Source organism: Variimorphobacter sp. HTMS_6 (assembly GCF_059717775.1).
Map to the genome: position 1 here is coordinate 566,956 of NZ_AP046094.1, position 12,726 is coordinate 579,681.

The window sequence follows — 12,726 nt, forward strand, 5'->3', positions numbered from 1 at the left end:
AATGAATACAATAATATATTTAGTTCAAAATATGCTGCCTGTTGCAATTCCGTTATTGCTGGTAGCGCTTGGAGGTATGTTCAGTGAGCGAAGTGGTGTTGTAAACATCGCGTTGGAAGGTATCATGCTCTTTGGTGCGTTCTTCGGGTGTCTTACCGTATTTTTCATCAGTGGATCTTTTAAGAATGCTCAGCTGGTGCTAATTATCGCCATGTTTGTTGCTGCATTAGCAGGAATTCTATATTCGTTGCTGTTATCTTTTGCAGCGGTGAACATGAAAGCGGATCAGACGATTACCGGAACTGCATTGAATATGTTTGTACCTGCAGTAGTTTTATTATTTAGTAAAATGAAGTTTAACAGTGATGGTATCACAAATAATATTGATTTTTATGTGAAAGAAGTGCCTGGATTAGGAAAAATTCCTGTACTTGGGCCGTTGTTCTTTCAAAAGACCTATATCACTGTATATATCGGTATACTATTCTTAATACTATCCTTTATCATATTCTATAAAACAAAATTCGGATTAAGATTACGTTCCTGTGGTGAGCATCCGCATGCAGCTGATTCAGTAGGTATCAATGTATACCTTATGCGTCATAGTGGTGTGATGATCTCCGGTTTCCTTGGCGGTATCGGTGGTTTCTTCTATTCCGTAGGAATTATGAATGGTAATGTTAATGGACATACCGGTGTTGCAGGTTTTGGTTTCCTTGCCTTAGCGGTTATGATCTTTGGTCAGTGGAAGCCGTTACAGATCTTTTTTGCAGCATTATTCTTTGCCTTCCTTCGTACCCTTGCTTACTCTGTAGCATTGATACCGGTTCTGAATAATTTAAAAATTGATCAAACCTATTACAAGATGCTGCCTTATGTAGCAACTATGCTGGTATTAATCTTCACTTCCAGAAAATCAAGAGCACCAAAGGCAGAAGGTATTCCTTATGACAAGGGACAAAGATAATTAATTGATTTCACGCAAGTGTATGAAAAAATATTGGCTGATGCAAAATAAATAAATTTGCATCAGCCAATAAAATAAGTACATCAAGATATTAAAGTAATCGAAGTTCTTCTAACTTTCTTTTAATAAAAAGGAATTGCTCAGGTGAAATTTTTATTGTATTTCTACCGGAGGAAATCAATCCCTCTGTTTCTAATTTGTTTATTGTTCTGTTAATGGTTTTTCCGCTAAAACCTATCTGATCTGCCAGTTCATTTTGAGTTTTGTAGATTGTGATAAGACGCTTCCCTTTATTCTTATTCGCGCAATTATAAAAATACAAGAGCAATCGGTCATAGGAACTTAAGAATAGATACTCGCGATTGGTTTTTAGCTCGTCCGTAAGCTTATAGGCAAGAAGACGACAAACAATATTTATCGCTTCAATATCAGAATTCATCCAGTTTAAAAAATCCTTGCTATCGATTGAGATGAGTGTAGCTTCTGTCTTGGCATAAATATTAATCAAATAAGTGCTTTTATTTGAAAAAACCTCAAACTCACCGAGTACATTTATTGGATGTAATTCAGTAAAATGATATAAAATATCAGATTTTTGAGTATCAACACCTTCCAGAATCCCGGATACATGAAGATATACTTTGTTCGCCTTTTGTCCGGCAGATATCAGAGTTTGATCTGGATGAAGATTTTTAATCACAGAGTGATCGGTTATATAGGATGGTGCATTTTTTAATAAAGTCATCAGAAAGTCACTGTTTTCACCAGAGACAAACGGTAAGACATCAGATAATAAGAACATATTAATCCTCCATATTGCCAATCCTTGCGAATTTGGGAATGAGTACAAGTATGTATGCTATGTGGATAAGCTTGATTTTTCACGCTAATATCCTCACTAGTATGAGTTGAACATTATCAAGTTTAATTATAATGAAGTTTACAAATTAATCAATAACAGAATATGTATTGATTATGGTTAATCAGGAAAGAAAAGAGTATTTATTAATGAAATATATAAAAAGTAATTATTTTAGTAAAGTTATAGTAAAAATCCTTATGATTTGTGTGGGTGTTACCTTTGTAGGGTGTGGGATCGCTTTCTTTTATGCGTTAAATATCGGAAGTGATCCGATCTCAGTCTTTGTTGACGGACAGCACCGCATCTTTGGACTGAGTTATGGTACGGTAAATCTTTTAAACAGTATCCTCTATCTAATCTTTATCTTTGTGTTCCGTAGGGATTTAATTCGATTAGCTACCTTAATATCTGGGGTGGCGCTTGGACCCTTGATCAATCTATTTACTGGGCTAATTGGTAATTATATTACCCCGAAGGGATCTTTAACACTCCAATTAATCTGGGGGAAAGGAATTGTATTCATCCCTCCGGATAGTGACTATCTGATTCGATTATTTCTGCTCATACCAGCGATTATACTACTCGGGTTTGGCCTTGGGTTATATCTTTCCGCTAATATGGGAGCCTCACCGGTGGATGCAGTCGTGATCTATATATCCGATAAATCTGCCAAGCCATTAAAAAATTCGAAAGTCGCATTCGATTTAACCGTGGCAACGCTGGGATTCGTTCTGGGAGGCGTTACCGGAGTGGGGACGATTATCGGCATATTGTTGACGGGGCCGACCATCGCATATTCTCTACAACTGCTTGGGCGGTTAAGAAGGCGCGCCCTTTTAAGTTAATGAGTTTTATCTCAATCAAGGTCAAGATAAAAGCGTGGGATTGATTATCCGACGGAGACAAACGTTCTCCTAACGGAAGAATTAATCCCACGCTTTGTTGTAGGTTATTTTGATTTTCATGAGCTCGATTTGTTCATCGCTTTTTACCCGGATATTCGGGTATTCTTGCTTTAGCGCTAGGATATTGCTACGCTTATGCCCGATTACCTGGGAGAGATCTTTGGGGTTACATAGGATTGTAAACTCAGAAGATTTATCAAACTTATCGGATGAGATAAGGGGGAGTAATTTTCTTCTGATCTCTTCTAAGAAGTAGGAGCTTTCAACCAGCTGGCGAAAGGCAGGGTGAAAGGGACCATATTGAACTTCCTTGCCCTCTGAGATCAGATCAGTTGGTTGTAGTCCAATCCGAATTACCGGTATGTGACTCCTTAAGAATACAAGATACATCTCTTTTGTCCATTCCACCCCTTCCTCGAGTGATAGAGGGTGATATGTTCTATTATGGCATAGCTCCAATAACTGAGTGTCGCGGATTACAAGAGTAGGATAGATACGAATGCAATCCGGCTTGAGTAGTGCGGCAAGTCTGGAGGAAAGAACGGATTGTTCCATCGTATCCTCTGGAAGTCCCACCATTAATTGGATGCCGAGCTGAAAGCCATATTCTTTAATTAATTCTACTGCATGATATACATCGGACACATGATGCCCCCTATTTGAGGCCAGAAGTACCTTTTCTTGTAGGGATTGAACTCCTAACTCTATGGTTGTTACCCCATAATGCTTTAATCGATCTAATATATCACGGGATATATAATCCGGTCTGGTAGAGAGGCGTATCGCATGAATCGTCCCTGCTTTCTTGTATTCGTATGCCTGACGCAGGTATTCCTCCTGAAGGGTAGGTGATATGCCGGTGAAGCTACCACCAAAGAATGCCAGTTCAATATAGGTATCCTCCTCTAACGAAGAAGAATAAGATTTAATCTGCTCACCGATTTCCTCACATGTCATAGCATGAGGCTTTGCGGTGATTTTTCTCTGATTACAGAATACACAATCATTTGGACAACCCTCATGTGAGATGAAAATTGGGATGTTGACATGTTTTTGATAATTGGTATTTACATGCGGTTTATTGTCCTCATGCTTATATACGAGTACGGAACCGATATCAGTTAAGGGAAATTCTTTAAAATAGACAACTTTCTTTCCGGCGGATTCAATAAAGGATACAATCTTTTGGTAATCCGGATGCACAGTCAAATCTCCGTGAAATACTACAGCATCTTCAAAAGTTGCACTGGCACCTCCTAAAAATCCAAATTCAAATCCCTCTAGCTTGACATGACCGGGCTGTATTAAAAGAACATCTATATAATCCTTTACACTTTGATATATTCCCTGATCACTGGTTATAAGGTGGTGTTGATCGACAACAACCGTGGAGCATTTGGTATATCCCTGCTTAACATGAACAAGGCGCCTATTTGCATTCTTACAGTGAAGTGCAATAAGTGAATTCGTATATTCCAAATTATGAATCAGAAGTTCCTTTGTGGTTACAACATTATAGGCAATATCATGTGGGTAATCGCTTGACAACATGGAATTTGTACTCACATAAGAGATGTCAAGTGTATCTAATCTTTCAGGTATAGAAGGGTGTATATTCTTATCCAGGATTATGTTATCATCCAAAACCGTGAGTACCAAATCAGGATGAGTACAGATTCTCTGGTCAAAGCGAGTATCCTCAGGTGTGGTAATTACGCATCCTTTTGCAATCATATATTCAATAAAAGTTTGATCAGCCAATTCTGATAAAAAGATAATATTCATTGTTTCATTCCTTTCCAATCCATTTTAGCATTTGATGTTTATAAGTACAACAGTAAGTCTGCGTTGCAAATAAAAGGATTTTACAAACTTGACCTAATTTTGCAGAGGGAAGGTATAGATATCCACCCTAATTATTGGTATAATTTGAGTGAATAGAGTGTCAAAAATCAGAGGGAGGAATGTTTTGTGGAACTAGATATTAAGAAGAACAAAGGAATCGGTTTTATTATCATTCTTTTATGCTATGTGGTTGCTACATGGATTGGAGTGGAGGCGTATCAAAACTTGACCGGTGTGCTATGGTTCAAATTGTTCATCGCAGACGTAGTGGCTACCCTCTGTATTTGGGTTTGTAGTCTGGTTTTACAAAATGCTTCACTATATGATCCTTATTGGAGTGTACAGCCAATGGTTATATTGATTTTATTGGTATTCAAAATTGGTACCTATGACCTTGGGTCAATACTCTTGTGCATAGTCGTTCTATTCTGGGGAATTCGATTGACCGCTAATTGGGCATATACCTTTGAAGGGTTATCCTGTCAGGACTGGCGCTATGATCAATTAAAGAATCAAACAGGTAGGATGTACCAGTTTGTGAATCTGGTAGGAATTCAGATGATGCCGACATTTATTGTATTTTTATGTATCTTGCCAGCTGTTTATTATATGGAACTTGGTAGTGCATTTTCTTATCGTAGCTTGATTGGATTAATTATCAGCATGTCGGGTGCGTTACTCCAGATGATCGCGGATTTACAGATGCAAAGTTTTCGAAAATGCAATGCAGATAAATCAAAAATTATTAGGGAAGGCCTTTGGAAATACTCCAGACACCCGAATTACCTTGGGGAAATATTGATGTGGTGGGGGATTTATCTCACATTTGTAGTGATACATGTGGATCAATGGTTCTTCGGAGTGGGCGCATTTGTTAATACACTTTTGTTCTTATTCATTAGTATCCCGTTGGCAGAAAAACATCTGGCCGGTTACAAGGAGGGGTATGAAGAGTATTGCAAGGAAACCAGAAAGCTATTGCCGCTTCCAAAGTTTATGATAGATGAAAAATGTAGCATATAATAATTAATTAAGGGGTAATCTTATTATTTTAGAAGGCTGGAAAAATACATATACAATGTTGCTGTTATACATAGTGAGAAGATTAAATAAAGTTGGAGGGAATTAATTTGGCGGATTATGATTGCTTGATTGTGGACGATGAGGTTGTGCTTTCTCAAAGCACCTGTGAATTTTTTAATATGTTTGGATTGAAAACGTATTGGGCAGAGGATGAAAAAGCCTGTCTGGATTTCTTTCAAAAGAATAAAGCGGATCTCATACTACTAGATATTAATCTGGGTAATTCCTCCGGATTTATGCTATGTAAGAAATTAAGAGAGACGATGGATATTCCGATATTATTCATCAGCGCCAGAAGTAGTGACGATGATGTATTGCTTGCTCTTAATATCGGTGGGGATGACTATATTCAAAAACCTTATTCTTTGAATATCTTAATGACTAAGGTAAAAACCGTATTGAAGAGGTATCGAGGTGGTGGTTCATCCAGTCAGAAGATTTCCTTTGGTAAATATATGTTGGATATAAATATGGAAAAGCTCATCGCCGATGAAGGCGAGGTTGTTTTAAAATCTATGGAGTATAAGCTTTTATATTATTTTGTTCAGAATACGAATCGAATCATTACCAAAGAGGAATTGTTTCAAAATGTATGGGGTGATGCAATCACCGGAGATGGAACCTTGAATGTACATATCAGAAAGCTAAGGGAGAAGATAGAAGAGAATCCGAATGAACCTCAGTTTATTAAGACAGTATGGGGTACGGGTTATGTATTTGAAAGCTAGGGGCATAGGATGAATAGAAAAAGAAGTATTATATTGATTATAGCAGCATTCGCTGTTTGTGTATTGCTTACAATCTTTGTTTACCGGATTAATATCGAGGATAATATTGATGTGGTGGCTGTGAATGATATTACACAGTCACTGGAGGAGAATTGGGAACAGGTAGGGAAGATGGAGCTTCCGGGTAAACGTTATGCTTTTGATTACGTTGTTCTTGATGGAAGCGACGATATGATAGCGGCCACCAGAAGAGGGTTGAATGAAGAATTAAACTCAGCCATCGCTCATCGTGACACCATTATAAATATTACACGGGACAAGAAGCTTCTTGGAAAATTGATCATCTATAACAGCTCAAATACCAAGCTTTTACAGTATAGAAAAGAATTACTAACCTTTGTACTTATCATCTTAGTGGTGGTGGCGGTGTTCGGTATACTATATGTTCTGTATTATGACAGGATAATATTTAAGCCGTTTCGTGCTCTTCAAGGGTTTGCCAGACAGGTTGCCCAAGGGAATCTGGATATGCCGCTTAAGATGGATCGAGGGAATATATTCGGTGCATTTACAGAAAGCTTTGATTTAATGAGGGACGAGATTAATCGTGCCAGAGAGAATGAAAGGCTGGCAAATCAAAGCAAAAAGGAACTGGTTGCCTCGTTAAGTCATGATATAAAAACACCAATTGCTTCGATAAAAGCGGTATCTGAATTAATGTATGCAAGCTCAGGAGAGGATACACTGAGAGAACAAATTAAGATGATTGATACAAAAGCGGATCAAATAAATACACTGATTACCAACCTATTTAATGCTACATTGGAGGAATTACAAGAATTAAAGGTTAGAGTGGAGGAACGGTCAAGTTATCAATTATATCATTTGATACAACAGGCTGACTACAATAAGCGGGTAACTCTCAGTGAAATCCGCGAATGTCTGATCCTTTTTGATGAACTTAGGCTTTCACAGGTGATTGATAATGTAATCAGCAATTCCTATAAATATGCTGATACTGATATTATGGTAACTACTCAGATTAAGGGACGATATCTAGAGGTGTGTTTTCATGATAATGGACCGGGCGTTACAGAGGAGGAACGACTTCTGATATTTAATAAGTTCTACCGGGCACAAAATGCTTCGAACAAACAAGGAACCGGGTTAGGGCTTTATATCTCAAGATATCTGATGAACCGGATGCAGGGGAAAATTGATGGTGAAAATACAGAGGATGGATTTACCATCATATTAAAATTGAAAATTGTTTAAAGATTTAAGAATTGGTTAAGTGTTGGATAAAGACCCGTTAATAATTTGTGATTTATAATTACACTGACAACAAAGCAGTAATGAAATTGATAGCCGGATAGATACACAAGGGTGTTTCAACCGGTTAATGAAAGGATTAATTTATGAGTAATGTGATTATATCTACGATCAAATTATGTAAGACCTTTTCCAACGGAGGAATACAGCAGCATGTATTAAAGAATTTGGATATTAACATCTATGAGGGTGACTTCACAGTTATTATGGGTTCTTCCGGTGCAGGAAAATCAACGCTTTTATATGCGCTGTCCGGTATGGATAAACCGACTCTTGGAACGGTAAAATTCCTTGATGAAGAGATAGCAAGCCAAACCGATGATAAATTGGCGGTATTTCGCCGCTTGAACTGTGGCTTTATCTTTCAACAAATGTACCTTCTTGATAATATGAGTATTTTAGATAATATCTTATCCAGCGGACTCTTGATAAGCAAGGATCGGAAAGCTATTGTCTCCAGGGCGAAGGAGCTACTTACACAGGTTGGGCTGGATGAAATGATATGGAGAAAGTTCCCTACCCAGTTATCCGGTGGTGAAGCGCAGAGAGCATCCATTGTTCGTGCATTAATTAACCGACCAAAGGTGGTGTTTGCGGATGAACCGACCGGCGCGTTAAATTCTTCCTCCGGTAAGTCTGTACTGGATGTCCTATCGGATGCAAATAACAATGGTCAAAGTATCATCATGGTTACCCATGACTTAAAGTCAGCAAGGCGCGGAAACCGCATTCTCTATATGAAAGATGGTGTGATTCAGGGCGTGTGTGAATTGGGGCAATACATTAGCGGAGAGAAAGAACGTCATCAGAAGCTTAAAGCCTTCCTTTCAGAAATGGGGTGGTAGGATGAGAAAAATACTGATGCATGTTATAGGGAATATCAAAAAGTCAAAAGGGCATACTGTATCACTGTTCATCATGTTCTTAATCGCATCGCTGTTATTAAATATCGGTCTACTGATCTGTTTTAATCTGGGCGATTATTTTAATAAGACAACAAAGGAACTGAAAGCACCAAATATCTATTATATTATGCCATCTTCCTTCTATAGTGAGGAAGTGAATGATTATCTAAATAATAACTCAAATATTAATCACCTTCAAAAAGAAAATGTATATTGGGCGAATGCAGAGATAAAATACAAGAACGATAAACGTAGTAAGGCATTTCTGTTCAAGGATGCAGATCAAGTGCAGGAGTTGGCGCAGTGGAAATTCGTAGGAAAGCATCTCCCTGTTGACAGCATGTCGATTTACCTGCCCTATCTATTTGAGCTGCAAGGTGGATACCGCCTTGGAGATATGATTAAGATGACATTCCAGGATAAAAGCATGACCTTTACCATCAAGGGTTTTATTGAGGATGTGTACTTTTCTTCTCCCGAGATGGGTCTGATGGGAGCTTATTTACCACATGATACTTATAAGAAAGTGGGAGAGTTCTTAGGGGATAGTGGTAAGGCGACGCTTGTTTACGCAGATCTGAAGAGTGTGAATAAGGATATTGAAACAGGATTAAGAAAGCTGATAAAACAGGATAATACACTCTTTCAAACCGACACGACAAAGACTCTTTTTTCAATTGATCTAAATCTTGTAAAAATGTCACGAACAATGATGGCAAGTATTGTGTCCATTATGATTGTTGCATTTTCCTTCATTATCCTATTTGTTTGCTTAATCGTAGTGCGATTTCGAATCAACAATAGTATTGAAGATGACATGATTAAAATTGGTTCCATGAAAGCAATCGGATATACAAGCGGACAGATTAGGTTATCTATAATATTACAATTTGCTTTGATTGCTTTCATAGGTGCTGTGGCAGGCATCGCGCTGTCCTATACAACAATTCCAGCATTATCATCGGTCTTCGCACAGCAGTCTGGATTAAAATGGGAACAGGGATTTGATGCAGGCATCAGCTTGACTGCATTATCCATCGTGCTGGTCATCGTTGCATTGGTTGCCCTCGTATCCGCGAAGAGAATAAAAAAGCTGCATCCAATTATGGCACTTAGGGGTGGAATTGTCACACATAGTTTTCGAAAGAATCATGTACCACTGGATCAATCAAGAGGAAGCTTGGCGGTTTTATATGCACTAAAATCAATACTTCAAAATAAAAAGCAGAGCTTTATGATTATGTTTATCCTTGTAACGGTATCCTTTGCACAAACATTTGCAGTAGTGATGTTTTATAATACTTCGGTTGATACGAAAGCATTTTTAGAAACGCCGGGAGTGGAATTATCGAATGCGATAGCAGTATTAAAACCGGATGGTGAGCAGCAATCGATTGTGGATAAAATCAGTAAAATGAAAGAAGTAAGAAAAGTACAGTTTCTGGACGAATCTATGGTCAACATAGAGAAGAGTGAAGTAAGTGTATACGTAATGAAGGATTATTCGAAAAAAGAAACAATCACGTTATATAAGGGGAGATATCCTATTCATAGTAATGAGATTGTGCTAGCGGGGCATTTAGCTGAAATGTTAGGAAAATCAATCGGAGATAACGTGGAGTTGAAAAAAGGTGATAAACAAGTCACCTTCATCGTTACCGGATTATCCCAAGGTGCATATATGGGAGGAATGAATTCCTCCATCACCTATGATGGCATAATGAAATTAAATCCAGATTTCAAGCAACAGACATTAAATATATATCTGAAAAAAGGAGAGAATGCAGCTACCTTTGTGAAAAAACTCGATAAGCTATACGGGGATACCCTCCGTTATACTTTAGATATGGATGAAAATATGAAGCAGGGAGCAGGGGTGTATGTATCTATCGTCTCCAAAGTCGGAATCGCAATATTAGCCATCACGATGGCGGTAGTTATTCTGGTTTTATACTTTGTTATTAACTCCACTGTGGTACGAAAGAGACGTGAACTAGGTATTCAAAAGGCAATTGGATTTACGACCTTCCAGCTGATGAATCAATTATCCCTAAGCTTTTTGCCACCAATTATTATTGGGGTATGTATTGGGTGTGTGGTCGGTATGACGCAAACAAATCCAATCATGACGATGGCTCAAAGCGGAATGGGGATATCAAAAGCAAACTTTATCATCACACCCGGCTATATCACCTTATTCGGAATTGGAATTGTAATTATCTCATATATTATTTCAATACTGATTACACTTCGTATTCGTAAGATATCAGCCTATGCATTGGTAACAGAATAGCGTTAGCTATATGTAAGGGGCTGTTGCAATACAAAATCATTCCAGCTGATTATTTGTATTGTAACAGCCCCTTATTATACTGACTTAAGTCTTCCACAAATTCTTTAATATCATTAATTAATGATGGATTTCTTCTTCCATTTGCCTTGCTTATAACGGATTACACTTGCAGCTGCAGTGATAAACCAGGTCAGAGCGGTTGTTCCCCAGACGCCCCATATACCGATAAATGGGATGGCTACTAACAGACTGGCAAAGCCTACTCTTCCGATAACTTCAATAAATCCATTAATCATTGAATAGAAGGAATCTCCGCTTCCGTTTAGTAAACCACGTGTGATATAAATCATACCCAAAGCAAAGTACATAGAACTTGTAATACGAATTCCGATTGCACCTAATCGGATTGATTCCGGATTTTTTACAAACAGCTGCATCATGAGATGACCGCCGAACTGAGCAGCTAATAGAGCACATAGACTGAATATAGCAACTATTAAGATACTCTTATGGTAACCCTGCTTAACACGGTCTATCTTATTTGCACCTATATTCTGACCTGTAAAGGTAGCCATAGCGGCGCCAAAAGAATTAAAAGGCTGTTGAATCAGCTGCTCAATTCTACTGATACCGGCAAAAGCAGCCATTGCGGTCTCTTCGAATCGATTAACAACACTTTGTAGTGACACAAGTGAGATGGCAATGACGGAGTTTTGTATTGCTACTGGAACACCGATGCGGATACATTTTGCAATAATCAGCCAACTGACTTTAAAATCGCTTTTTTTAAGTTTAAAATACGGATTCTTCTTTATGGCAAATATAATACAACCAAGTGCAGCAAAAGCTTGGGAGATAACTGTTGCGATGGCAGCACCTGCAACTCCGAATTTTAAAACAGGTATAAATAAAATATCTAGAAGGATATTCAGCACGCAGGAGGCGATTAGAAAATATAACGGAGTTTTTGAATCACCCAATGATCTGAGGATAAAAGCGATTGCATTATAAGAAGCTACAGCAATCATACCCGCAGATAATAACTTTAAAAAGGTTGTTGCATTCGGTAGTAATTCCACCGGTGTTTTTAAAAATATTAATACCGGTTCAGCCAAGAAGAAGGCTAAAAGACTCATACAGATTGCAGCCGCGCCAATTACATAGATGGAATTGGTGATTGATCGCTTCACTTGGTCATCTTCTTTCGCACCAAAGTACTGAGAGATGATGATACCGATACCACTGGCAAATCCTAAGACCACAGAAAAGAACAAAAAGCTGATGGAACCGGTACAGCCGACAGCAGCAAATGCTTCATCACCAATGAATTTTCCGACAAACACGGCATCGATTATATTATATAATTGTTGAAAAATATTACCAATGAGCATCGGTAATGAGAACTTTATTAAATGGGATACTACATTTCCGTTTGTCATATCCTGAACATATTTTGCTGACATATTCTACCTCTACTTTATGTGATTAAATAAATTTAATTAGAGTGTCAAAAGCATTATATTAGCGATCTCATGTCGATAAATATTCATGACTTCATGCTTTTAATACCAATATTAAATTCTTAAATTGTGTGAAAGCTTTCTGATGATGAATACAGATTTAAAGTATGACTAATCAGAATAAAACAGTATGATGCTGTGAGTTGAAATCTACTTATGATGAAAGATGTTTTTTGTATTTCATGTAGCTTCTAGTTTTACACACTGCTTATACGTTATAATTATTAAGGCGATTTGTCAATACATCAGGACTATAAAACCATGTCTTATCCTATACTTTAGCATC

The 12,726-nt window shown here is 37.8% G+C and carries 10 protein-coding genes; 7 read left to right on the forward strand and 3 right to left on the reverse strand.

All coding sequences use genetic code 11. The annotated features are described in order from the left end of the window. The first annotated feature begins 1 nt into the window (after window position 1). Complete coding sequence (locus AC6IWN_RS02520) at window positions 2-967, forward strand: ABC transporter permease (RefSeq protein WP_497990747.1); 966 nt, start codon at window positions 2-4, stop codon at window positions 965-967. Window positions 968-1,058: 91 nt separating this feature from the next. Here AC6IWN_RS02520 and AC6IWN_RS02525 read toward each other — a convergent pair whose 3' ends face one another. Further along, window positions 1,059-1,769, reverse strand: a complete 711-nt coding sequence (locus AC6IWN_RS02525; protein ID WP_497990748.1) for a Crp/Fnr family transcriptional regulator — start codon at window positions 1,767-1,769, stop codon at window positions 1,059-1,061. A 206-nt stretch (window positions 1,770-1,975) separates the two neighbouring features. Between AC6IWN_RS02525 and AC6IWN_RS02530 the strand changes: the two genes are divergently transcribed. After that, window positions 1,976-2,674, forward strand: coding sequence for a YczE/YyaS/YitT family protein (locus tag AC6IWN_RS02530; RefSeq protein WP_497990750.1), 699 nt, complete (start codon window positions 1,976-1,978; stop codon window positions 2,672-2,674). An 81-nt stretch (window positions 2,675-2,755) separates the two neighbouring features. On the opposite strand, the gene AC6IWN_RS02535 is transcribed toward AC6IWN_RS02530, so the two are convergent. Then, complete coding sequence (locus AC6IWN_RS02535; protein ID WP_497990752.1) at window positions 2,756-4,519, reverse strand: elongator complex protein 3; 1,764 nt, start codon at window positions 4,517-4,519, stop codon at window positions 2,756-2,758. A 186-nt stretch (window positions 4,520-4,705) separates the two neighbouring features. Here AC6IWN_RS02535 and AC6IWN_RS02540 point away from each other — a divergent pair, with 186 nt between their 5' ends. From AC6IWN_RS02540 to AC6IWN_RS02560, 5 genes are all read left to right on the forward strand, one after another. Then, the gene (locus tag AC6IWN_RS02540; protein ID WP_497990754.1) at window positions 4,706-5,602 is read left to right on the forward strand and encodes a DUF1295 domain-containing protein; all 897 of its coding nucleotides are present in this window, start codon (window positions 4,706-4,708) and stop codon (window positions 5,600-5,602) included. Window positions 5,603-5,709: 107 nt separating this feature from the next. Further along, window positions 5,710-6,390, forward strand: coding sequence for a response regulator transcription factor (locus tag AC6IWN_RS02545; RefSeq protein ID WP_497990756.1), 681 nt, complete (start codon window positions 5,710-5,712; stop codon window positions 6,388-6,390). 9 nt (window positions 6,391-6,399) lie between these two features. Continuing rightward, window positions 6,400-7,665, forward strand: coding sequence for a HAMP domain-containing sensor histidine kinase (locus AC6IWN_RS02550; protein WP_497990758.1), 1,266 nt, complete (start codon window positions 6,400-6,402; stop codon window positions 7,663-7,665). A 143-nt stretch (window positions 7,666-7,808) separates the two neighbouring features. Continuing rightward, window positions 7,809-8,567, forward strand: a complete 759-nt coding sequence (locus tag AC6IWN_RS02555; RefSeq protein WP_497990760.1) for an ABC transporter ATP-binding protein — start codon at window positions 7,809-7,811, stop codon at window positions 8,565-8,567. 1 nt (window position 8,568) lies between these two features. Further along, window positions 8,569-10,920, forward strand: a complete 2,352-nt coding sequence (locus AC6IWN_RS02560; protein WP_497990762.1) for an ABC transporter permease — start codon at window positions 8,569-8,571, stop codon at window positions 10,918-10,920. Window positions 10,921-11,033: 113 nt separating this feature from the next. Here AC6IWN_RS02560 and AC6IWN_RS02565 read toward each other — a convergent pair whose 3' ends face one another. Then, entirely contained in the window at window positions 11,034-12,383 is a 1,350-nt protein-coding gene (locus AC6IWN_RS02565; protein WP_497990764.1) for an MATE family efflux transporter, read from the reverse strand. Window positions 12,384-12,726 lie beyond the last annotated feature (343 nt).